We start from the raw sequence: 22508 nt of genomic DNA, 5'->3' as shown, positions 1-22508 counted from the left end.
CGAATAATTCGCTTTTGGGATGATAGGCGCGGACCTAAGCTGGCCACCAGTACCGAGGGTCACCGCCATGAACCGTTCCCGCCTGCTCCATATCACTCGCCTCGCCGCCGAACTCGTCGTTCTCCTGGGTCTCTACGCCCTGGGCGGCAAACTGGCGACGGTGCTGGGTTGGCCGATTCCCGGTGGCGTGATCGGCCTCGGCCTGCTGTTGTCGGCCTTTGCCACCGGCTGGGTAAAGCCCGCGGCGCTGCAACTGGGTGCCGGACTGCTGATGGCCGAGATGCTGCTGTTCTTCATTCCGGCCCTGATGAGCCTGCTGGACTACGGAGCGCTGCTGCGCGCGGACGGACTGCGCATACTTCTGGTGATCGGCGCCAGCACCCTGCTGGTCATGCTGGCCACCGCGCTGACGGTTGAATTCGTTTGCCGCTGGAGGGTGCGCCATGAACATTGAGCCCATGTCCTGGTTCTGGCTGGCGCTGACGCTCATCGGCTACCTGGCCAGCCGCTGGATGTACCGGCGCACCGGCCGCTACCTGCTGTCGCCGCTGATCTTCGTGCCCGCGCTGCTGCTCGTCGTGGCCGTTCCGCTACACACCGCCTACGCCGAGTACGCCGGGGCAACCCACTGGCTGATGTTGCTGCTGGGCCCGGCTACCGTGGCCTTCGCCGTGCCCATCTGGCAACAGCGCACCTTGCTTGCCCGTCATTGGGCGGCGCTGCTTCTGGGCATGCTGGCCGGGAGCGCGGTCGCTATTGCCAGCTCCTGGTGGCTGGCCAATGCCCTGGCGTTGGAGTCCGAGGTGAGCCTGTCGCTGGTGCCGCGTTCCATCACCACGCCCTTCGCCATGCCGGTGGCCCAGGACCTGGGCGGCGTGCCCGAGCTGACGGCGGTCTTCGTCATGCTCACCGGGGTATTCGGCGCGCTCGCCGGCAGCCTGCTGATCCGCTGGCTGCCCCTGCGCAGTGCGCTGGCCCGCGGTGCGTTGTTCGGCGTTGGCGCTCACGGCGCGGGCGTCAGCCGGGCCCAGGAAGTGGGCCGCGAAGAGGGCACCGTGGCCGGTCTTGTGATGGTCCTTATGGGCCTGCTCAATCTGTTCGCCGCGCCATTGGTGGCATCGCTGATCTGACTCGCAAGGCCATTAAGCTGGCTGCCAAGGCGACTATCGCCGCGGCAGCCCATGGCTAGACTCCTCGCACACATAACAACAACGAGGTTTCGCCATGACAGCCGCCCAAGCTCTCCCGTCACTCAACCTCAAGGACCAGGTGTCCGCAGCCGAATGGCAGACCCGTGTCGATCTGGCCGCCTGCTACCGCCTGATCGCCCTGTACGGCTGGGACGACCTGATCTTCACCCACATCTCCGCCAAGGTTCCCGGCACCGAGGATTTCCTGATCAACCCCTACGGGCTGATGTTCCATGAGATCACCGCGTCCAGCCTGGTGAAGATCGACCTGGCCGGCAACAAGCTGATGGACAGCCCCTACGACATCAATCCGGCCGGCTACACCATCCACAGCGCGGTGCACGAAGTACGCCCGGATGTGGGCTGCGTGCTGCACATCCATACCGCCGCTGGTATCGCCGTGTCGGCGCAGAAGCAGGGTCTGCTGCCGCTGTCTCAGCAATCGCTGTTCGTCCTCGCCAGCCTCGCCTACCACGGCTACGAAGGCGTCGCACTGAACCACGATGAGAAAGCCCGCCTGCAGGCCGACCTCGGTCAGGCCAACTTCATGATCCTGCCCAACCACGGCCTGCTCACCGCCTTTGGCAGCATCGCCGACGCCTTCCTCGGCATGTTCACCCTGCAGCGCGCCTGCGAAATCCAGGTGATGGCCCAGTCCGGTGGTGGTGAGCTCATCCATATCCCGCAGCAGATTCTCGACGGCGCCAGTGCAATGATCGCCGGGGTGATGAAAAGCTCCACCGGCATGGGCGGTGCCTTGCCCTGGCCAGCCCTGCTGCGCAAGCTCGATCAGCAGTTCCCCGGTTATGCCCAGTAAAGGCCTGTCCGGCATTTGCCTGGGCGACTGGCGCGCCCAGGCGAGGGACATGGACTTCCGGGGCCAGCGCATTCGCTACTGGACGGCAGGGGAGGGCGAGCCGCTGTTGCTGATACACGGCTTTCCCACCGCCTCCTGGGATTGGCACTACCTCTGGGCGCCGCTGGCCAGGCGCTTTCGCGTCATCGCCTGCGACATGCTCGGCTTCGGTTATTCGGCCAAGCCCCGCGGCCATGACTACCGCCTGTTGGAGCAGGCGGACCTCAAGCAGGCGCTGCTCGCCCATCTGGACGTAACCGGGCCAGTGCATCTGCTCGCTCATGACTACGGCGACAGCGTCGCCCAGGAGCTGCTGGCGCGGCACCACGAAGGGCGTTTCAACCTGGCCAGCTGCGTCTTCCTCAATGGCGGCCTGTTTCCGGAAACCCACCGGCCGGTGCTGGTGCAGAAACTGCTGCTGAGCCCCATCGGTGGGCTGGTCGGGCGGTTGTTCTCCCGCCGCAAGCTGGCCGCCAGCTTCGCCCAGGTGTTCGGGCCATACACCCAACCCAGTGAAGCGGAGCTGGATGATTTCTGGCGACTTATCGCCGAGCAGGATGGCCCAGCGGTCATGCACCGGCTGATCCACTACATCCCTGAGCGTCGCCAACAGCGTGACCGCTGGGTGGCGGCCATGCAGAAGGGCGGTGTGCCGCTGCAGGTGATCGATGGTGCGGTGGACCCCATCTCCGGTGCGCACATGGTCGCGCGTTATCGGGAGCTGATTCCGGACGCCAATACCGTGTTGCTCGAAGGTATTGGCCACTACCCACAGACAGAGGCGCCGGAACAGGTGCTGGAGCACTTCCTGGCGTTTCATGATCGAGGCCGATAGCGGCATTTCCCACAGACTAATCGGACTTGCTCGCCTCCAGTTGCTGGCGGCGTAGCACTAGCATTTCCGGCCTCATCCATTGGCCGGGCACGGGTTGCCCGGCGCCATCGAGGCTCGATCATGCTGTTCCGTTTCTTGGTGTTCCTCTATCCCGTCATTCGTAACCTGGGACCGGCTGCCGCCGCCCTGCTGCTCATCGCCGGCATCAGCCTGATTGGTTACGCGGTACTGCGCCAGCCCGGCTGGTGGAGCTGGCTCGCCGCCGGCGCTTGCCTGCTGGGCGCCGGGCTGCTGGCGCTGCTCTGCCACAGCTATCACTGGTGGTTGTTCAAACTGCGGCCGCACGGTTGCCTGTTCATTCCCATCAAGTAGCGTTGCCCTTATCGGGCACCATTCATGGCGGCTCCGATTCTTGTGGGTCCGGTTGAGCTGCCGGAGACTCGGCGGATACCCAGGCGTGCCGAGGAGCCCAGCCAATGAGCGATGCAATCCGCTTCCAAGACAAAGTCGTAATCGTCACCGGCGCCGGTGGTGGCCTTGGCCGCGCCCACGCGCTGAATTTCGCCCGGCACGGCGCCCGGGTGGTGGTCAACGACCTGGGTGGCAGCACCCACGGTGAGGGTGCCAACGCCTCGGCGGCCGACCGTGTGGTGGCGGAGATTCGCGAAGCCGGCGGCACCGCCGTGGCCAGCCATGACTCGGTGACCGATGGCGAGAAGATCGTCCAGGCCGCCCTCGATCACTTCGGCCGCGTCGATGTGGTGGTGAACAACGCCGGCATCCTGCGCGACAAGACCTTCCACAAGATGGAAGACGCCGACTGGGAGCTGGTCTACAAAGTCCATGTCGAAGGCGCCTACAAGGTCACTCGCGCCGCCTGGCCGCACCTGCGCGAGCAGAACTACGGCCGCGTCATCTTCACCTCGTCCACCTCGGGCATCTATGGCAACTTCGGCCAGTCCAACTACGGCATGGCCAAGCTCGGCCTCTACGGCCTGACCCGCAACCTGGCCATCGAAGGCCGCAAGAACAACATCCTGGTCAACGCCATCGCCCCAACCGGTGGTACCCGCATGACCGAAGGGCTGATTCCACCGCAGGTGTTCGAACAGCTGAAGCCTGAACTGGTCAGCCCGCTGGTGGTATTCCTGGGCAGCGAGCAATGCCAGGAAACTTCCGGCCTGTTCGAAGTCGGCGGTGGCTGGATCGGCAAGGTGCGCTGGGAGCGTAGCCTGGGCTTTGGCTTCGATCCCAAGGCCGGCTTCGACGCCGAGGACGTGGCGGCCAACTGGAAGACCATCTGCGACTTCGAAGGCGCCGCGCACCCGGCGGACAACGTCGAAGCCCTCCGCGAGATGATGGCCAACCTGCAGAAGTACGCCCTCTGATCCCGCCGTTCACCGGGGCAGTTCCGCCAGTGGGCTGAACATTCCTTCGGTGAAGCACTATGTTGAAGGCCGGCCTTGTTGCCGGCCTTTTTCATTATGTGGGAGCGAGTTCATTTGCGATGCAGGCCACAGGCCTGCCCTACGGAGTCCCCAAGGGGGCTGCCGCGCAGCATCTTCGCGAATGAATCTCCCACAAGAAAACTGCCCCTCCATCTGCCAAACCCAGGAGCCCCCCATGAACGTCAAAGTCGAGAAGAACGGTCCGGTCACCACGCTCATCATCGACCGCCCCGATGTGCGCAATGCCGTGGACCGTCCTACCGCCGATGCCCTGGCGGCAGCACTGCGTGCGTTCGAGGCGGATGAGGAGGCTCGGGTCGCAGTGCTTACCGGGGCGGGCGGCACCTTCTGCGCCGGGGCTGACCTGGGTGCGGTGGCGGAAGACGGTGCGCGGCGCAATCGCCTGGAAACCGAGGGTGACGGCCCGATGGGACCGAGCCGAATGCAACTGGCGAAGCCGCTCATCGCAGCCGTCGAAGGCCATGCAGTGGCGGGGGGATTGGAGTTGGCCCTGGTAGCGGATATGCGGGTAATGGCCGAGGACGCGGTGTTCGGGGTGTTCTGTCGACGTTTCGGCGTGCCGCTGATCGACGGCGGCACGGTGCGTCTGCCACGCATCGTCGGCCAGGGCAGGGCGCTGGACCTGATCCTTACTGGACGCCCGGTGAAGTCACAGGAAGCCCTGGCAATCGGCCTGGCCAATCGAGTCGTCCCAAAAGGGCAGGCCCGTGCCGCAGCCGAGGAGCTGGCCCATGCGATTGCGGCCTTTCCTCAACGCTGCATGCTGGCTGACCGAGCCAGCGCCTATGCCCAGTGGGAACTGCCGTTTGAGGCGGCCATCGCCAACGAATTCGCGGGAGGGATGGAGGTTATCCGCAGCGGGGAAACATTGGCCGGCGCGCGCTCCTTCAAGGCGGGGCAGGGGCGGCACGGCAGTTTCAGCGATTGATTTCGATGGAACGCTGTAGGGGCTAATTCATTCGCCAAGCAGGGCGCAGCCCTGCCTGGAGGCCAGCTTGATCAGCGCGAGATGATCACGTACGTCTTGCGCAGGGTTTCCTTCACATCCCAGATGCCCAGGCTGTTGGCCGGCAGCAGCAGGGCGTCGCCTGCCTTGATCTCGATGGGCTCGCCACCGTCCGGGGTGAAGGTGCAGCTGCCGTGGGTGAAATGGCAGAACTCCTGCTCGACGATCTGCCGGCGGAAACGACCGGGGCTGCATTCCCAGACGCCGGTTTCCACGCTGTCGGTGCGCTCCACCGAATGCACGCGGGTGTGCGGCACGGGCTCGTCGATCGGCACCGCGACCGGGCTAGGAGCGGACAGGGGCATCTCGTGGGTGTTCTGCAGCAAGGTGGCTTTCATGTCGTTGGCTCCGCAAATGCCTGGGTGTGCGAGCTCTGCTCGCGAATGGGTGCAGTAATGTTTCGCGCGGCTCAGCGCATCAGGCCTTCCATGAGGTTGGCCAGCTTCAGCGCCATGGCGCGGCGCCAGGGCGCGCTGTGAGGATTGGCCAGCACCCGGTCTTCGTGGACGAAGCTGCGGATGATGGCGTTGTAACCGAGCCAGCGGCAGGGTTCCGGCTCCCAGGTGCTGAGGCGCTCCAATGGGCCGTCGCCCAAGACCCAGGGCTGGCGGGTGAGCAGGGTTTCCTTGCCGAGGATCAGGTCGGCCAGGGTGCGACCGCCCAGGTTGCTGGCGCCGACACCTTCGCCGCCGTAGCCGCCGGACAGCGCGATGCCGTTCCTGCGGTCCACCAGCATGTGCGGACGGAAGCGCCGCGCCATGCCCAGGTTGCCACCCCAGCTATGGGTGATGCCCACGTTGCGCAACTGCGGGAAGAGTTCGCCGAGCAGGTAACGACGCAGGCCGACTTCGTCGTCGGTGAGCTGGAAGTCCTCCCGCAAGCGGCCGCCGAAGCGATAGCCGCCCCGTGCGCCGAAGGCCAGGCGGTTGTCCGCGGTGCGTTGTGCATAAGTGACCTGGCGGCTGCTCTCGCTGAACGCCTGGCCATGTCCCAGGCCGATCTCCGCCCATTGCGCGTCGCTTAGTGGTTCCGTGGCGATGAGCAGGCTCTGTACCGGCAACTGGTATTTGCCCAGCGGGGGCAGGCTGGCGGCGTAGCCTTCGATGGCAGGCACTACCCAATGCGCCTTGAGCTCGCCCTGCGCGGTGCGCACCAGTCCTGGTTGCCAGTGAGTGGCTGGGCTCTGCTCGAACAGTTGCACACCCATGCGCTCCACCGCCCGGGCCAGTCCGCGCACCAGCCGGGCCGGCTGGATGGTGGCGCAGTGCGGGGTATGGATGCCGCCGTAGGGGTTGGCCACACGGAGCTGGCCATTCAACTCTTCGGGGCTCATCCAGCGGTAGTCGGCTTCGCTGAGGCCTTCGGCATGCAGGTCCGCCAGTTGGTCGCGCAGACGCTTTTCCTGCTCCGGATAGCGGGCGGCGCAGTAAAGGATGCCGCCCTTGCGGAAGTGGCAATCGATGCCTTCGCGTTGCAGCACTTCGGCCACTTCATCGGGAATGCCGTGCAGCAGGTCGAAGGACGCCTTGCGCACGTCAGCAGGCAGCGGTGCCAGGGCGCGGTCCTCGCCCAGCAGGTTGCCCATCAGCCAGCCGCCATTACGGCCACTGGCGCCGAAGCCGGCGAACTGCGCCTCGACGATGGCGATCTTCAGCTCCGGGGCCTGGCGCTTCAGGTAATAGGCCGTCCACAGTCCGGTGTAACCGGCGCCGATGATCGCCACATCCACTTCGAGCGATCCCGCCAGCGCCGGTCGTGGCTTGAGGTCTTCGTCGAGCGTGTCCATCCACAGGCTGATTTGGCGCCAGTTCGGCATAGGCAGGTCCCCGTTGGCAGGTTGTCGTGGCTGGCAAGGCTAGAGGGTGGCAGGGCGCTTGTCGTGTGCGCGGGCACGCTGGGAATGTGCTGGTTGCACATGCCCTGTCGCAGGGGGCGCCGTGCACACCAGAACCCCGGTGCGGGGCTGAACTCTGCTCGGTGCGCGTAGCGCACCCTACAATTTGGGGTGTTGCTTGAGATAGGCCTTGGGTGATTGGCCGGTGTGCTGACGGAAGCAGCGATAGAACGCCGAAAGGGAATTGAAACCGGCGCTGAAGGCCAGTTCGTCGATTCGAACCGGCGGCAGGGCGGTTTTCAGCAGTTCGAGCAAGTGCTGCAGGCGGGCCTGGTTGACGTACTGGTAGAAGCTCTGGCCAAGCATCTGGTTGAGCAGGTAGGAAATCTGGTTACGGGTGTAGCCGGTGGCGTTCGCTACCTGATGCAGGTCCAGGCTCGGGTCGAGGTAGGGCTGGGAGCGCTGGAAGTACTCCTCGATGTCCCGCGCCAGCATGCCCAGTTGGCGTGCCGAAAGGCCAAGACGGCTGGCCGCCGGGCGCGGCGACTGGGCCTTGCCGGGCTGGGCAGCGGGTTGTACCAGCAGGGCGTATTCGTTGATCCGCCAGATCAGTCCGTCGCGCACGGTGATGGCTTCACTGGCGCGGAACGTGCCACCGCCGGCGACGCTGATGGCGTACTGGATGAATGCGGTGTCCCCATCGATGCGGATGCGGTCGTTGTGCTCGAGGAAGTCTTCCGGGCCGCTGGGCATGGTGGCGATCAGGTAGTCGCGGAGGTCTTCGCGGCGCATGCAGCGGTTCTGGAAGAAGTCGTTGTATTCCACCTCGGGGTGGTAGAGCGCGAGCACGGCCTCGATGTCACGGGCTTTCCAGCTAAGGTGGTAGCGCATCACCACGTCACGGGTGGCGGTGGTCAGGGGATCGGCAGCTTGATCGTGCGAACTCATGAGGCGGTCACGGCGAGGGGAAGCCCAAAGCATGCCCGAGCCAGAGGGTGGCCTTCAATGCAGGGCTTGAACATGCCCCAGCCTGCGCAGGCGCTGAGCAAGTTGCAGGTGCTGGGTCGGGTTGTCGCAGAGCAGCAGGGCGCGCTCAAGGTCGTAGCGCTCGGCCTGCGGGCAATCCAGACGATGGTAGATGTCGGCGCGCGCCAGATGGTCGTGCATGTTCGGCGGGCCAAGCAGTAATACGCGCTCGGCGTCTTTCAGGGCAGCGAGGAACTCGCCGGCCTCGCGGTGTAGCTGGCTGAGGTTGCGTGACAGACGCTGGATCATGTCTCCGGGGCTGGCGGTCTGCAGGTGCACGGCTTTGAGATCGGCCTGCGGGCCTTGAACGCGTATCAGCAGATCCCGGCAGTCACGGGTATAGAGCCGGCGCCCGCTGCACGGGTCGAGCAGGTGATCGGCGCTCGGCACACGCAGCAGGAAGTGGCCCGGGAAGTTGACCCCGACCAGCGGAATGCCCAACCGGGAGGCCAGTTCCAGGGCGATCAGCGCCAAGGACAGCGGCTGGCCACGTCGCGTTGCCAGCACCTGAGGCAGCAGTGCAGCCCGCGGACGAAGGGGCGTTTCGTCGTCTTCGTGAAAGTCCAGTTCGTTCAGACGCCGCAACAGGGGTTGCGCCAACTCCGTCGGCGGCAGTTGTGGCAAGCCGGCAGCGACCAGTTGCAGCAGTGCGCCGAAGTCACGCAGCACTTGTCCGGGCTCCAGTCTCGGATCGTGTTCGGCGGCAATCCACAGCGCCGCCTCCAGCATCGCTGGAGGGGCGCGTTCGAGGCAGGCTAGACAGTGTTGGCGCGGGTCCATGGGTATCTCCGACGGGTTGATTCCTTGTAGTCAACTGGTTGATTTTCGTCCAGTAGTGGCGCGAATAGCGGTTATCTCGATGGCCAGGCTTATGCCCGGATGCGAGGGGGCGGACGGCGAAGCTCGGCCTATACTGGCCGTAACGTCAGGAAGGGAGCCCGCCATGTTCGCCATGATGGAAACCGCCCGGCTGGAGGCGTTGCACCTCGCCAATGATCCCGCCACCGGACTCAAGGCCATCATCGCCATCCATAACACTCGCCTCGGCCCAGCCTTGGGCGGTTGTCGCTATCTCGCCTACCCGGATGATGAAAGTGCCATTCGCGATGCGATCCGCCTCGCCCAGGGCATGAGCTACAAGGCCGCCCTGGCCGGCCTTGACCAGGGCGGCGGCAAGGCTGTGATCATCCGGCCTTCCCATGTGAATGACCGCGCCGCGTTGTTCGAAGCCTTCGGGCGCATGATCGAGTCCTTGAGTGGCCGCTACATCACTGCCGTGGACAGCGGTACCTCCAGCGCCGACATGGACTGCATCGCCCAGCAGACCGGGCACGTCACCAGCACCACCGCTGCCGGCGACCCCTCGCCGCACACCGCGCTTGGCGTGTTTGCCGGGATTCGCGCCACGGCCCATGCGCGCCTTGGCAGCGATGACCTGGAAGGCCTGCGCGTCGCCGTGCAGGGGCTCGGCCATGTCGGTTACGCCCTCGCCGAACAGCTCCATGCGGTGGGTGCTGAACTGCTGGTCAGCGACCTGGACGCCGGCCGCGTGCAACTGGCGATGGAACAGCTTGGCGCCCATCCGGTGGCCAGCGATGCGTTCCTGACCACGCCTTGCGACATTCTTGCGCCCTGCGGTCTGGGCGGCGTGCTCAACGCCCAGACCGTGGGGCAGTTGCGTTGCGCGGCGGTTGCCGGAGCGGCCAACAACCAGCTCGCCAGCCCCGATATCGCCGACGAGATGGAAGCGCGCGGCATCCTCTACGCGCCGGACTACGTGATCAACTCCGGCGGGCTCATCTACGTCGCGCTCAAGCACAAGGGCGAAAGTCTGCCGGCGATCACCGCGCACCTGTCGCGGATCAGCCAGCGCCTTACCGAGATATACGCGCACGCCCAGGCCGACAAGCGATCCCCCGCGCGGGTCGCCGACGCCCTGGCCGAACGCCTGCTATTTGGCTGAGCGACCGCCAACCAGCGGTCCGGCCCGCACGCTCCCGGCGCCACAAGCCCCGGGCCTCGACAGGCACCCACAAGGTGTAAGGAGAGATGCCATGTCCAATCGAATCGAATTGCCCTATACGCGCTTCCTCGACCCTGAGGGACACCTGGTCGGCGAGCTGCCGGTCTGGGCCGACGACTTCAACCTGCTCACCGACCTTTACCGCCGCATGGTGCTGACCCGCCTGTTCGACCAGAAGGCGGTGGCCCTGCAACGCACCGGCCGCATCGGTACCTACGCGCCGACACTCGGCCAGGAAGCCATTGGCGTTGCCATCGGCAGCCTGATGCAGAGTGAGGACGTGCTGGTGCCTTACTACCGTGACACCGCCGTGCAACTGATGCGTGGCGTGCGCATGGAGGAAATCCTTCTCTACTGGGGTGGCGACGAACGTGGCAGTGATTTCCAGGACCCGCGCTCGAAAGAGGACTTCCCCATCTGCGTGCCCATCGCCACCCAGTCCCTGCATGCCTGCGGCGTGGCGACGGCAATCAAGATCCGCGGCCAGCATCGCGCCGTGGTGACCACCTGTGGCGATGGCGCCACCAGCAAGGGCGATTTCCTCGAAGCCCTTAATGTGGCCGGTGCCTGGCAGCTGCCGGTGGTCTTCGTGGTGAACAACAACCAGTGGGCGATTTCCGTGCCCCGGCGTATCCAGAGCGGCGCGCCCACCCTGGCGCAAAAGGCCATCGGTGCCGGCTTCCATGGCGAACAGGTGGATGGCAACGACGTGCTTGCCGTCTACGACCGCATGCAATGGGCGCTGGATCGTGCGCGACACGGCAAGGGGCCGGTGCTGCTGGAGTGCATCAGCTACCGTCTCGGTGACCACACCACCGCCGACGACGCCACCCGCTACCGCAGTGCCGAGGAGGTCAAGGCGGCCTGGCAGGACGAGCCCATCAAGCGCATGCAGGCCTTCCTCGCCAGTCACAAGGTCTGGGACGAAGGGCGCGAACAGGCGCTGATCGCCGACTGCCAGCGCCAGGTGCAGGTCGCTGTGGATAACTTCGAAGGCGCCGGCGTCCAGCCAGTCGAGTCGGTGCTCGACCACGTCTATGCGCGCTGGCCGGCCGCCCTTGGCGAGCAGCGCGAAATGCTCCTTGAACGGGTCGCCCGCAGGGAGGAACAGGATCATGAGTAACCTTAACGCCACCATCGAAAAACGTGCCCTGCTGGAAGCCGTGAACATGGCCCTGCACCGTGCCATGCAGGAAGACGAGAACGTCGTGATCCTGGGGGAAGACGTGGGCGTCAACGGCGGCGTGTTCCGCGCCACCCTCGGCCTGCGCGACCGCTTCGGATTCAAGCGGGTAATCGACACGCCGCTGGCCGAAGCCATGATCGGCGGACTGGCTGTGGGCATGGCCGCCCAGGGCCTGAAGCCGGTGATGGAGATCCAGTTTCTCGGCTTTATCTACGCCGCCATGGAGCATCTGGTATCCCACGCCAGTCGCCTCCGCTGCCGCACCCGTGGCCGGCTTACCTGCCCGCTGGTGCTGCGTAGCCCCATGGGCGCCGGCATCCGTGCGCCGGAACATCACAGCGAAAGCACAGAGGCCTTGTTCGCGCATATCCCCGGCCTGCGAGTCGTGATCCCGTCGTCACCGGCACGGGCCTACGGACTCCTGTTGGCGGCCATCGACGATCCGGACCCGGTGATCTTCCTCGAACCTACCCGGCTCTACCGGATGAACCCGCAACCCATCATCGACGACGGCAAGCGCCTGCCGCTGGATAGCTGCTTCACCCTGCGCGAAGGTTCGGACATCACCCTTGTCAGCTGGGGCGCCAGCGTCCATGAAACGCTGCAGGCCGCCGCCAGGCTGGAAGGGCAGGGCGTGTCTGCCGAGGTCATAGATGTCGCCAGCATCAAGCCGCTGGATCTCGACACCCTGGAAGCCTCGGTGCGCAAGACCGGCCGTTGCGTGATCGTCCACGAAGCACCGCGCAGTTGCGGTGTGGGCGCAGAGATCGCCGCCAGTCTTTACGAGCGCGTGCTGCTCGACCTGCAGGCGCCGATCCAGCGAGTCACCGCACCGGACATTCCGCCACCGTTGTATCGCCTGGAACAGCTCTATATCCCCAGCCCGGAAGACATTCTCGCGGCCTGCGACCTGGTGCTGAACTACGCCTGAGGAGTGCACGATGAAATACTTCAAACTGCCCGACCTGGGCGAAGGTCTGCAGGAAGCGGAAATCGTCCAGTGGCACGTGAAGGCGGGGGACAGCGTCAAGGCTGACCAGTTGCTCGTCTCGGTGGAAACCGCCAAGGCCCTGGTGGACATCCCGGCGCCCCACGATGGCGTGGTAGCGAAGACGTTCGGCAAGGAGGGCGACATCCTCCATGTCGGCGAACCCTTGCTCGGTTATGAGGGGGAAGATGCCGACGCCGGAACCGTGGTCGGTCGCCTGGAAGGTGGCGGCAATGCTCAGGCCGACAGCTTCTTCGTCGGCGCCGCGCCCTCCACCCGTGAACACCTGGCGCCTCGCGCCACTCCCGCTGTTCGCCAGCTTGCCCGGCAAATGGGCGTGGAGCTTGCGGCCCTGGCCGGCAGTGGCCCGGATGGCCTGGTGACCCGCGCCGATGTGGAGCAGGCCGCGCAAAGCGCCCGCGACAGCTTCGGCGGTGAGCGGCTGCGAGGTGTGCGCCGCAGCATGGCGATCAACATGGCGCGTTCCCACGCCGAAGTGGTGCCGGTGACCATCTTCGGTGACGCCGACCTGCACCGTTGGCCGGAAGCCCGTGACCCGCTGATCCGCCTGGGCAAGGCCATTGCCGCGGCCTGTGAGGTGGAGCCGATCCTCAACAGCTGGTTCGACGGCCGCGCCCTTTCCATCCGCCAGCACGACAAGCTCGACCTCGGTATCGCAGTCGATACCCCCGACGGGCTCTTCGTACCGGTGTTGCGCAATGTGGGCGGGCGCAGCGCGGAAGACCTGAAAGAGGGCATGTCGCGCCTGCGGGCGGACGTGAAGGCACGCTCCATCCCGCCGCAGGAAATGATGGGCGCCACCATTACCCTGTCCAACTTCGGCACCCTGTTTGGCCGCTACGCCAATCCCGTGGTGGTTCCGCCCCAGGTGGCGATCATCGGTGCGGGCGGCATCCGCGACGAGGTAGTGGCCTGGCAGGGCAAGGTGGAAATCCACCCGGTGCTGCCGCTGTCGCTGACTTTCGACCACCGGGCCGTCACCGGTGGCGAGGCGGCGAGGTTTCTGAAGGCGCTGGTGCACGCGCTGGAGCAGCCGTAGGGCAGGGCTGTGCCTTGCTCAGCAATTGACATCGCCCCCACAGGAAAAGCACGTCGCTAAGCTCCGGCGCGAACTGTCCCCTCTCCCTTTGGGAGAGGGTTGGGGTGAGGGCTGTGTCAGGCGCCGCTCAGTGCCATTCCATTTCGCGAATGAATTCGCCCCCAAAGATACCTCGACACTCATCTTGCCGATCCGGCGACCGGCAGCTATTGCTGTCTGCCTTGAGCCGGCAGGAGGCCCCTGATGATCGAGTTACCCTGGCAGGGCGCGCTATGGATGGCCCGCGACTTTTGCCTGCTCGAGGGCGTTGCTGGTAGTGCGCGCCCCCACGCCCACTACGCCCACCAGGCGCTATTGGCCAAGGCCTTGCCGTTTCGCCTGACCCTGGAGGGTGAGCTATTTTGCGGGCGCTTCCTGCTGGTGGAATCGATGCGTTCCCATGCCATCGAGGATCCCAGCCAGGAGGTGGTCGCCGTGTATGCCGAACCCCTGGCCTTCAGTCCGGAGACGTTACGCCAGTTGCTCGCGGATGCCCCGACGAACCTTGAAGCGCTGGCCGACCTGCTGCAGGCTGCGCCCCGGCAACAGTTGGACCCGCGAATCGCCAATGCGCTGGCAACGGTGGATACCTTGCTGGAGGAGAAGGTCAGTGCGGTGGCCCTGGCGCAAAGGGCCTGCCTGTCACTTAGCCAGTTGGAAAGACTGTTCAGCGACCAGGTGGGGCTCTCGGTGCGGCGTCTCGTACTCTGGCGCCGCCTGCGTCTGGCGCTGCGTTTGGCCCTCGAAGGCGCGACGCTGACCCGCGCTGCCATGGACGCCGGTTTCGCCGACGCCGCGCACTTCTCTCGCACCATGCGTGCCACCTTCGGAATCCGCGCCGACCGCAACGTGGCGCGGTTGTCGTTGCGGCTGATCGACTAGACCTGGCGCAGCCCTTCCGGTGCCTCGGGGCTGGCTCCATGCGGCTGAGGGCGGAAGGGTTCGATCAACTGGGCCAGGTAGTTGCGCGGATAGTCCGGACGGCTGCCGATGCCAAGATCATGCACGCCCAAGGGGTAGTCGCTGTGGAAAGCGGTGCCAAGCAGGCGGTCCCAGAAGCTGAAGAACAGCGCGAAGTTCACGTCTCCGGCGCGGCCGTACTTCATGTGGTGGAAGCGGTGTACCGGCGCCCAGGCGAACAGATGGCGTAGTGGGCCGATGCGCATGTCGACGTTGCTGTGCTGCAGCAGGAGCTGCAGGGCGATGGCGAAGGCCAGCAGCGCGGCGATGCCCTGCGGCATGCCTAGTAAGAGTAGCGGTGCGGTACCTGCCAGTGCCTCGACGGCCTGGTGCAGCGGATGCTTCATCAGGCCATTGAAGCCATACAGCCGCTGGACGCTGTGGTGCACGGCATGCAGGCGCCAGAGCGGCTCGAGTCGGTGGCTGAGGTAATGCATCAGGGTAACGCCGAGGTCGGCGACCAGGACGGCCAGCAGCAACTGGAAAATCAGTGGCCAGTGATTGGGCCAGGTATCGAGTCCCTGCAGCCAGGTAGCGACCAGCGGGATGACCGACACGCCGAGCAGGCTCTGGCTTTCGTTGAACAGCGCGTGCAGGCCGTCCCGTAAGCGGTCGCCCCGTGGTCGGTTCCACTGTGGCTCATAGGGCAGCCCGGCTTCGGCGAGGAAGGACAGGGCAATGGCCGGCACCAGCAGGGCCGCGAGCCAGTAGGTCGGATGATGGGCAGTGGTCCAGAGCCCAAGGGCGAGGAAGCCGAAAAGGAACAGCGGGGCGTAGAGCCAGGCAAAGAGTGAGCGCATGGGAGGTCTCCTTGAAAGGGACCTCCAGCGTGAGGGGAAGGGCCTCCGCCGGATTGAAGAAACCGCGCAAGATGGGATTGGGCGACACCCATTGCAGGGGCAATGGGCGGGGCCGTTGGAGAGGGCGGATTACTCGCCAGCCAGCTCCAGTTCGCCCAGGGCGTCGGGCTGGTTCTTGAAGGCGCGGGCGAAGGTGTCGCGATGCTTGGCCATGAAGATGCCGATGTCTTCCACCTGCTGCTCGCTCAGTGACGGAACCGCCTTGTGCAGGACTTCGGCCAGGGATTCGGCCAGCTCGAGCATCTTGTCGTAACGGTCGGCTTCGGCCTTATCCATGAACAGGCGCTCCGGATCGCGGCTGCTGCGGTACACCACTTCGACGGCCATTCATCACCCCTCACCTTCATTGGTTGGAAAAATACTGGATGTGCGTACAGTATTCGGAATGATGGCAAATGGAAATACCCCGTAGGAAATTTCCATTTGCCGGCCTCTCTCAACGGTCGCTGCGAATCGGCCCGAATTCCGCTGGAACCCAAGCATAGTCCGTGCCTCGTCCCTGCGGAGGGCAGGCTGCGACAACCTGCCTCGTGGCGTGGGGGCCAGGGCGGCCCCCATCCTGCATAACCCCACTGTCATTTTTCGCCGGCACCATCGGGGCCGTTGTCGCAAGGAGCTGTATCGTGAAAATCAACTGGGCTGAACAACTGCGTGCAAATGTGCATGGCCTGGCCGAGTCGCTGGGAAATCTCCTGGTGGAGAGTTTCCACTACCTGGCGCTGTTCGCCATCGGCGGTATCACCGCCTGGGCCGCTGTCGTGGCCTTCCTGGGCATGGTGGAGAAGGGGCACATCACGGTCGATGACATCTTGCTGCTGTTCATCTACCTCGAACTGGGCGCCATGGTCGGCATCTACTTCAAGACCAACCACATGCCGGTGCGTTTCCTGATCTATGTGGCAATCACCGCTCTGACGCGCCTGCTGATCTCCGACGTTTCGCACCATCATCGTCCCGACCTGGGTGCGGTATTCGTCTCCGGCGCGATCCTGTTGCTGGCTCTTGCAATCCTGGTGGTGCGCTTCGCTTCTTCGCGCTTTCCCTCCGAGCAGTCCGACGCCCCGCCGCGTCGGCGACACCTGCGTCGTCAGGTCGAGGCGGAAGAGGAAGCCTGACCTCGTGCACGGATAGCGTGCATCAGATGCGCGCTATCTGTGCGGCATTGACCAGCCCCGCGCGGACCGGCGCCACATGACCTCCTGTCATGCTGGTGAGCAGTTCGCCCACCTTGTGCCCGCTCTCGATGGCTATCCCCAGGCGAATGCTTTCGATCACGCGATTGAGGCGTACCACGTCATTACGCTGTGCCGCACTGATCAAACGCCGCGCCACCACGCCGCGTTCATTGGTGAGGGTCAGCATGATGCTGCCGTCCGGGCTCACGAGGCTGAGGTTGACCCGGTATTCGGCCTGGAATGCGTCGGTGAGGATCTGGAAGGGGTTGTACATGGCCTGTCACCTGGTTGATGGAGCGATGTGTCGATGGACGCCAGGAGAACTGCAAAGTTCGAACCGCAATGACCGACGGACCGACCAGCTGTCGCGTATAGCCTGATCCGGGTCGCTCCCTGATGGCTGATAGTATTTCTCTGTTGCAAATATGATGCGTATGTAAATAATTCGCAGTATATTTCTGAAGATGCCTCTTGCCCTGCCGGAACGATCCCGCCGGGAGCGTCCTTGATCAAGGAACTAACGTGAGCAAAGCCAAGACCTCCACGCGCTGGGACGTGACCGCAAGGATGCTGGCGGCGATTCTCGGTGGCTACGCGGCGGCCTATGCGGCCACGGCGTTCCTGTCCGTTTATCTACCGCTGGTGCGCAGCGACCGGGTGGTGTTCGCCAGTCTGTCCTGCTTCGCCGTCTACACCTTCGCCATCATCTACGCCTTTGCCGCGCGTTCGGCCGTGCGCGTCTGGTTCATGCTGGTCGGAGCGACCGTCCTGATGGCGCTGGCCGCCTACCTGCCCAGCGATTTCGGAGTACGTCCATGAGCCTGCGCCAATCCATGGCGGGACTGCACACCTGGGGCGGACTGCTACCGTCCTGGCTGCTGTTCGTCATCTTCTTCGCCGGCAGCATCGCTTGCTTCGACAAGGAACTGGAGCGCTGGATGCGCCCGGCCCTGCATGAGCCATCCAGCCACAGCATGACCGTGGACCAGGTGCGTGAAGCAATTCTCGCCAAGGCGCCGGATGCCCATGCCATCTGGATTCGCCCGCCGAGCGAGCGCGAGCCCTTCTACTGGGCCGGTTACGAGCCGGCCGACGAAAGCGAGTTCGTGCGTTTCGCCCTCGACCCGGCCACCGGCGAGGCGATGCCGGAAACCGTCGGTGGGCTGTTCTTCTTCACGCTGCACTACGACCTCAACGCCGGCATGATCGGTATGTACATCGTGGCCATCGCCGCCATGTTCATGCTGGTGGCATTGATCAGCGGCATCATCATCCACCGGCGCATCTTCAAGGATTTCTTCACGTTGCGTCCGGACGCCAACGGCCAACGGGCCTGGCTGGACGCGCACAGCCTGTTCGGCGTGGTGGGGCTGCCGTTCCACCTGCTCATTGCCTACACGGGCCTGGCCATCTTCGTGACCTTCTACATGCCCGCCGGCATCCAGCTGGCGTACAAGGGCAATGCCGAAGAGTTCTTCAACGACACCATGGGCGCGTACCACCGCGAGGATGTGAAGCGCCCGGCGCTTGCGCCCAAGTCCCTCGATGCGTTGCTGGCCGATGCACATCGTCGCTGGGGTGGCACCGAGACCGGCTGGATCAGCGTGCATCATCCGGGAGACGAAGCTGCAGTAGTGGATATCCGCCGCTACGACCGTTCCGGCATTGTCGACTTCCAGTGGACCCTGTCCTACGACGCGGCAAGCGGTGAGCTGCTCCACGAACAGAAGCCCTACAGCCCCGGCTACCAGAGCTATGCCTGGCTGACCAACCTGCACATGGCGCAGTTCGGTGGGCAGATTGTCCGTGCCCTCTATCTGCTGCTCGGCCTGATGGGCTGCGCGATGCTGGTGGCTGGCCTGCAGGTCTGGCTGCGCAAGCGCGAGGCGCGTGGCGGCTACGGCATCGGTCTGGTGCGGGCGCTGAATGGCGCAGTGGTCGGCGGCCTGCCGATCGCCAGCCTGGGCTTGCTCTATGGCAATCGCCTTTTGCCGGCCGGTCTGGCTGAGCGCGCCAGTGTGGAAACCTGGGTCTTCGTCGGTGTCTGGCTGCTGGTGGCAGTCTGGGCCGTACTGCGCCGCGATAGCGGCAAGGTCGCCCGCGACGCGCTGGTCGCCGTGGCAGCGCTGGCCCTCGGCTTGCCGCTGCTTAACGCGCTGGTCACTCCTCAGGGCAGCCTGTTGGCGACTCTGGCGCGCGGTGATTGGGACATGGCGGGCATCGACCTGGTGCTGATTGCGGCTGGTACCCTTTGCGGCTTCCTGGCCTGGCGCCGTTCGCAACCGCAGACGGCGAAGGCCCCGCGCGTCCGCCGCCTGGTAGAGGAAAGCGCCTGATGCTGCTCCTGAGTTTCGCCTTCTGCTACCTGGCCATGACCGGATTGGCCCTGGCCATGTCCCGACAACACAAGCTGCTCTTCAGTGTCGCCCTGAGTGAATCCCGTACCCGACTGCTGCGGGTCGGCGCGGCGCTCGCCATGCTGGTTAGCCTGGCCCTGGCCATCGCCGAACTGGGTGGCGAAATCGGCATCGTGATCTGGCTCTGCCAACTGATGCTGTCCGGCCTGTTGCTGGTTGCGCTGCTGGCCTGGCAGGCCCGCTGGGTCCTGCCGCTAGTGGCCCTGCTGCCGTTGGGCGCTGGCCTGCTGCGCCTGTTCTGAACCGTCCGACTGGAGCCGCATCCCGTTCGCAATTGCGGACGTAAACTGGTCCTTGCGGTGCCTCGCTTCGCCGTCAGGAGGTGTTCCATGCGACCCACGCTGCCCCTCGTCGTGCTGGCCCTGGTGATCCTTTCCCCGACCGTGCTCGCCTCCACCACCGAGGTCAGCTTCAGCCAGCCCGACAAGTACAGTGATGCGCGCCTGAACCGGGATTACGGTCGGGGTGCGGATGACTTCGTGCTGAAGGATCTCAAGGCGCATATCGAGAAGCTCGGCAAGCGCTACCTGCAATCTGGCCAGACCCTCAAGATGGATATCCGCGACATCGACCTCGCCGGCCAGTTCGAGCCCTGGCGGGTCAATTTCAAGGACGTGCGCTTCATGCGCGAAGTGACCTGGCCCAGGATCAAGCTGTACTACAGACTGGAACAGGACGGCAAGACCCTGGTTAGTCGCGATGTCACGGTGATCGACCAGTCCTACCTGCAACACGGCAACTACTACTTCAGCAACGACCGCCTGCGCTACGAGAAGACCATGCTGGATGACTGGTTCCGCTGGAACATCGCGCCTAAGGACAAGACAGTGTCGTACTGAACGGCCATTGGGGCGGACCTGTGGCCCGCTTGGCAAATGAATTCGCCCCTACAGGATTGCGCTGAAGGTGAGCCGGGAGTCACCCCTCTCCCTCTGGGAGAGGGGCTGGGGGTGAGGGCTGTCAGTACTCCACGCTGTAGCTCAGGCTGTAGGTACGACCACGGCCGTGGTAGTCGAACAGGTCGGCCGGGATGTTGGCGCTGTAGAACACCTGCGCGCGCTGGCCCCAGACGGTGGTGTAGTCCTTGTCCAGCAGGTTCTGGATGCCGAAGTTGAGCGTACCCACCGGCAGGACCTGGCTGCCCAGCAGGTCGAAGGTCGCGTAGCCGTCGATCTTGTGGTCGTTGCCGTCGAACTGGCCATTGGCGAGGACATTACCGTCGTCGGAGAGGTTGAAGGTGCGCACACCTTGCAGGCGCAGGCTGGTGTCGTCGTCACGCCAGCCGACGAAAGCGGTCAGTTTGGAGGGACTGGCCGCGGTCACGTCCTGCTTTTGCCAGCGGTCGTCGATCTTCTGCTGGGAACGGATCGCGAGGGCGCTGGTGCCGATCTGCCAGTTATCGTTCAGCCAGTAGTTGGCCTGGCCTTCCAGGCCAAAGTTGCGCTTCTTGTTGTCCAGCTGCTCCACCAGCAGGGTGGTGCGGTTATAGGTGATGCTCTTGTCGGACCACGCATAGAAGGCCGCCAACTGGGCGTCCAAGCTACCGTCGTAGTGGCGCCAGCCGAGCTCCACCTGCTTGGTCTTGATGCCGTCGAGGGCAGAATCCTTCACGTTCACGCCCTTCTGCAGCACCCAGCGGCCGTTGACCGGCGCGGCGGAGTAGGTGCCCTGGCCGTAGTACTTGGCCGGGTCGGGCAGTTCGAAGCCTTCGGAGTAGTTGGTCCAGACTTGCTGCGCCTTGTTCAGCTTGTACACGGCTCCGAAGTTGTAGAGGTCGACCTGGTAGTCCTTCTCGCCGCCGGGAATGGCGTCGGCACTGGTGCCGTTGCCCTTGCTGATCTGGATCTGCTGGGCCGCTGCAACGAAGTCGCCGACGTCGTTGTTGGTGCGCTGGCGACGCACACCACCGGACAGGGTCAGGGCGTCGGTCGCGCGCCAGCTGCCCTGGGCGAATAGCGAATTGCTGTCTGTATCGATCCCCGGGTAGCGGCCGACCTTGGCGTATTCGTCAGCTACCAGGCCGCCGGTCTGGGCAGCTGTGCTGAGGTCGAACAGAGCCTGGTCGGAGTCGAAGCTTTCGCGCTCGACATCGGCGCCGTAAGTCAGGGTGAAGCGGTCCCACTCTTTCACCAGCACGGCCTTAAGCCCGTAGTAGTTGGTGTCCTGTTGGGAGGCGGAGTAGTAGGAGCGGGACGGGTTGATCGCGCCAGTGCCGGTGAAGGTGATGCTCGGATAGGGCTGGAAGGCCATCTCTTCGCTGCGGTAGTAGGCCTGCAGGTAGAGGTCGTGGCCCAGCACTTCGGGGGCATGGTAGGTGGCGTTGAACTGGGTGCGTTCGGTGCGCGGCTCGCGGTCGAAGTTGGCGCCGCCTTCGATCTCGAAGGGCTCCAGTCCACGCAGACCACGGAAGTTGCGACCGAGGTCTACGCCCTTGTCGCCGTCGTAGCCGGAGTCGTACCACTGGGCACCCAGGCTCAGGCTATGCCCATTGGCAAAGGCAAAGTCGAGGCTGCCCATGACATCCACCGACTGGTTGTACTGCAGGTCGGTCTGGGTGATGTCGAGCATCACCTGGTCGCCGTTGCCGTCATAGGCGGCGCCGTTCTTCTGGTACGCCACCGCGGCGCGGCCCTTGATCTGTTCGCTGCCGCCGCTGACGGACTGGGCCACACGCCAATCGTGTTCCTGGCTGGTTTCGAAGCCGCTGCGCAGGCCCACTTCACTGTTGAATCGGGCTGCGCCAGCGTCACCTTTCTTGGTGACGATGTTGATGATGCCGCCGGTGGCGCCGCCACCGTACACAGCACTGGCACCGGAAAGGACCTCGATGCGTTCGATGTTGAACGGATCGATGGAGTCGAATTGGCGGCTGATGCCACGGGAGCTGTTCAGGGAAACGCCGTCGATCATCACCAGGGCGCTACGGCCGCGCATGTTCTGGCCGTAATTGGTGCGGCCCTGTGGACCTATGTCGAGGCCAGGGATCAACTGACCGAGGGCTTCCTTGAAGGGCACGCCGGCCTTGGTCTGCTCCTGTAGCTGCGGCGCGTCGATGATCCAGACGGTGCCTGGCAGTTCGCTGATGCTGGTGGGCGCGCGGGAGCCGACCACCACCTGGCGATCCACTTCGATGGCCGCGCCGGACGATTGCAGGCTGTAGCCACCGTCCTGGGCCACGGCGTGCAGGCCGCTGCCGGCCAACAACTGGTTCAGGCCTTCTTCGACGCCGTACTGGCCGCGCAGACCCTGGGTCTGGCGGCCAGCGGTCAGCTCGGGGCTGAACGACAGCAGCACGCCGGCTTCACGGCCGAACTGGTTGAGTGCCGCCTCTAGCGGGCCGGCTGGAATGTCGAAGGCTCGGCGCTGGCTTTCGGTGCCAATTTCCAGGGCGGCAGCAATGACCTTGGCGGGCAGGGCAGCGGTCAGGCATAGGCTGAGCAGCAGGGGTTGCATGGCGCGGACCAGCGGTTTTCGGGCGAAGTGGCGAAGGCGGGGCGGGCACTGCATGGGGGCGTCTCGTTCGTGAATTGGGAAGGTCTCTGCCTGCCTTGTCACGCGAGGTCGGAAAAAAGGCTCAGCTTTCG

At 64.8% G+C, this 22508-nt stretch carries 25 protein-coding genes; 17 read left to right on the top strand and 8 right to left on the bottom strand.

Features of this window, described 5'->3' with window-relative positions; translation table 11 throughout:
- The first annotated feature begins 67 nt into the window (after nt 1-67).
- From SA496_RS21060 to SA496_RS21030, 7 genes are all read left to right on the top strand, one after another.
- Nucleotides 68-454: a CidA/LrgA family protein gene (locus SA496_RS21060; RefSeq protein ID WP_120654682.1), complete on the top strand. Its 387-nt coding sequence runs from the start codon at nt 68-70 to the stop codon at nt 452-454.
- Nucleotides 444-1130: an LrgB family protein gene (locus SA496_RS21055; protein WP_120654683.1), complete on the top strand. Its 687-nt coding sequence runs from the start codon at nt 444-446 to the stop codon at nt 1128-1130. The genes SA496_RS21060 and SA496_RS21055 overlap by 11 nt, the downstream gene beginning before the upstream one ends.
- A 94-nt stretch (nt 1131-1224) precedes the next feature.
- Entirely contained in the window at nt 1225-2007 is a 783-nt protein-coding gene (locus tag SA496_RS21050) for a class II aldolase/adducin family protein (RefSeq protein ID WP_120654684.1), read from the top strand.
- On the top strand, nt 1997-2881 hold the full coding sequence (locus SA496_RS21045; protein WP_153918551.1) for an alpha/beta fold hydrolase: 885 nt from the start codon (nt 1997-1999) through the stop codon (nt 2879-2881). The genes SA496_RS21050 and SA496_RS21045 overlap by 11 nt, the downstream gene beginning before the upstream one ends.
- 120 nt (nt 2882-3001) lie before the next feature.
- Nucleotides 3002-3253: a hypothetical protein gene (locus SA496_RS21040; RefSeq protein ID WP_120654686.1), complete on the top strand. Its 252-nt coding sequence runs from the start codon at nt 3002-3004 to the stop codon at nt 3251-3253.
- Between the two features lie 104 nt (nt 3254-3357).
- Complete coding sequence (locus tag SA496_RS21035) at nt 3358-4269, top strand: SDR family oxidoreductase (RefSeq protein WP_120654687.1); 912 nt, start codon at nt 3358-3360, stop codon at nt 4267-4269.
- A 235-nt stretch (nt 4270-4504) separates the two neighbouring features.
- A complete protein-coding gene (locus SA496_RS21030; protein WP_120654688.1) occupies nt 4505-5278 on the top strand; it encodes a crotonase/enoyl-CoA hydratase family protein in 774 nt (257 codons plus the stop codon).
- A gap of 71 nt (nt 5279-5349) precedes the next feature.
- Here SA496_RS21030 and SA496_RS21025 read toward each other — a convergent pair whose 3' ends face one another.
- The 4 genes from SA496_RS21025 to SA496_RS21010 all read right to left on the bottom strand — a co-directional run bounded on the left by SA496_RS21025 (nt 5350) and on the right by SA496_RS21010 (nt 8996).
- Nucleotides 5350-5694, bottom strand: a complete 345-nt coding sequence (locus SA496_RS21025; RefSeq protein WP_120654689.1) for a cupin domain-containing protein — start codon at nt 5692-5694, stop codon at nt 5350-5352.
- Nucleotides 5695-5765: 71 nt separating this feature from the next.
- On the bottom strand, nt 5766-7172 hold the full coding sequence (locus SA496_RS21020; RefSeq protein ID WP_153918553.1) for an NAD(P)/FAD-dependent oxidoreductase: 1407 nt from the start codon (nt 7170-7172) through the stop codon (nt 5766-5768).
- A 177-nt stretch (nt 7173-7349) separates the two neighbouring features.
- Entirely contained in the window at nt 7350-8081 is a 732-nt protein-coding gene (locus SA496_RS21015) for a helix-turn-helix domain-containing protein (protein ID WP_330115659.1), read from the bottom strand.
- A 111-nt stretch (nt 8082-8192) separates the two neighbouring features.
- Entirely contained in the window at nt 8193-8996 is an 804-nt protein-coding gene (locus tag SA496_RS21010; RefSeq protein WP_330114408.1) for a SirB1 family protein, read from the bottom strand.
- A 163-nt stretch (nt 8997-9159) separates the two neighbouring features.
- Here SA496_RS21010 and SA496_RS21005 point away from each other — a divergent pair, with 163 nt between their 5' ends.
- The 5 genes from SA496_RS21005 to SA496_RS20985 all read left to right on the top strand — a co-directional run bounded on the left by SA496_RS21005 (nt 9160) and on the right by SA496_RS20985 (nt 14394).
- The gene (locus SA496_RS21005; RefSeq protein WP_120654692.1) at nt 9160-10179 is read left to right on the top strand and encodes a Leu/Phe/Val dehydrogenase; all 1020 of its coding nucleotides are present in this window, start codon (nt 9160-9162) and stop codon (nt 10177-10179) included.
- Nucleotides 10180-10270: 91 nt separating this feature from the next.
- A complete protein-coding gene (gene pdhA / locus SA496_RS21000; RefSeq protein ID WP_120654693.1) occupies nt 10271-11362 on the top strand; it encodes a pyruvate dehydrogenase (acetyl-transferring) E1 component subunit alpha in 1092 nt (363 codons plus the stop codon).
- Nucleotides 11355-12356, top strand: coding sequence for an alpha-ketoacid dehydrogenase subunit beta (locus tag SA496_RS20995; RefSeq protein ID WP_120654694.1), 1002 nt, complete (start codon nt 11355-11357; stop codon nt 12354-12356). The genes pdhA and SA496_RS20995 overlap by 8 nt, the downstream gene beginning before the upstream one ends.
- Before the next feature lie 10 nt (nt 12357-12366).
- A complete protein-coding gene (locus SA496_RS20990) occupies nt 12367-13473 on the top strand; it encodes a dihydrolipoamide acetyltransferase family protein (RefSeq protein ID WP_330114407.1) in 1107 nt (368 codons plus the stop codon).
- A gap of 243 nt (nt 13474-13716) precedes the next feature.
- The gene (locus SA496_RS20985) at nt 13717-14394 is read left to right on the top strand and encodes a helix-turn-helix domain-containing protein (RefSeq protein WP_120654696.1); all 678 of its coding nucleotides are present in this window, start codon (nt 13717-13719) and stop codon (nt 14392-14394) included.
- Here the strand turns inward: SA496_RS20985 and SA496_RS20980 are convergent.
- Together SA496_RS20980 and SA496_RS20975 are read right to left on the bottom strand one after the other, a co-directional pair.
- Nucleotides 14391-15272: a sterol desaturase family protein gene (locus SA496_RS20980; RefSeq protein ID WP_330114406.1), complete on the bottom strand. Its 882-nt coding sequence runs from the start codon at nt 15270-15272 to the stop codon at nt 14391-14393. The genes SA496_RS20985 and SA496_RS20980 overlap by 4 nt on opposite strands.
- A gap of 129 nt (nt 15273-15401) precedes the next feature.
- Nucleotides 15402-15659 (bottom strand): YebG family protein, encoded by a 258-nt coding sequence (locus tag SA496_RS20975; protein ID WP_120654698.1) that lies wholly within the window; start codon nt 15657-15659, stop codon nt 15402-15404.
- Nucleotides 15660-15955: 296 nt separating this feature from the next.
- Between SA496_RS20975 and SA496_RS20970 the strand changes: the two genes are divergently transcribed.
- Nucleotides 15956-16447: a phosphate-starvation-inducible protein PsiE gene (locus SA496_RS20970; protein ID WP_120654699.1), complete on the top strand. Its 492-nt coding sequence runs from the start codon at nt 15956-15958 to the stop codon at nt 16445-16447.
- 22 nt (nt 16448-16469) lie between these two features.
- Here the strand turns inward: SA496_RS20970 and SA496_RS20965 are convergent, their stop codons facing one another.
- A complete protein-coding gene (locus SA496_RS20965) occupies nt 16470-16781 on the bottom strand; it encodes a DUF3509 domain-containing protein (protein WP_120654700.1) in 312 nt (103 codons plus the stop codon).
- A 248-nt stretch (nt 16782-17029) separates the two neighbouring features.
- On the opposite strand from SA496_RS20965, the gene SA496_RS20960 reads away from it, so the two are divergent.
- The 4 genes from SA496_RS20960 (at nt 17030) to SA496_RS20945 (ending at nt 19763) form a co-directional block, all read left to right on the top strand.
- Nucleotides 17030-17326, top strand: a complete 297-nt coding sequence (locus SA496_RS20960; RefSeq protein WP_330114405.1) for a DUF3649 domain-containing protein — start codon at nt 17030-17032, stop codon at nt 17324-17326.
- Complete coding sequence (locus SA496_RS20955) at nt 17323-18843, top strand: PepSY-associated TM helix domain-containing protein (protein WP_330114404.1); 1521 nt, start codon at nt 17323-17325, stop codon at nt 18841-18843. Before SA496_RS20960 ends, SA496_RS20955 begins: the two co-directional genes overlap by 4 nt.
- Entirely contained in the window at nt 18843-19166 is a 324-nt protein-coding gene (locus SA496_RS20950; RefSeq protein WP_330114403.1) for a DUF3325 domain-containing protein, read from the top strand. The genes SA496_RS20955 and SA496_RS20950 overlap by 1 nt, the downstream gene beginning before the upstream one ends.
- Before the next feature lie 87 nt (nt 19167-19253).
- A complete protein-coding gene (locus SA496_RS20945) occupies nt 19254-19763 on the top strand; it encodes a DUF3016 domain-containing protein (protein ID WP_330114402.1) in 510 nt (169 codons plus the stop codon).
- Between the two features lie 121 nt (nt 19764-19884).
- On the opposite strand, the gene SA496_RS20940 is transcribed toward SA496_RS20945, so the two are convergent.
- On the bottom strand, nt 19885-22431 hold the full coding sequence (locus tag SA496_RS20940) for a TonB-dependent receptor (RefSeq protein ID WP_330114401.1): 2547 nt from the start codon (nt 22429-22431) through the stop codon (nt 19885-19887).
- Nucleotides 22432-22508 lie beyond the last annotated feature (77 nt).

It is taken from the genome of Pseudomonas sp. JS3066 (genome assembly GCF_036328175.1).
Classification (GTDB): Bacteria; Pseudomonadota; Gammaproteobacteria; order Pseudomonadales; family Pseudomonadaceae; genus Metapseudomonas.
This window is presented reverse-complemented; position numbering and strand designations above follow the sequence as displayed.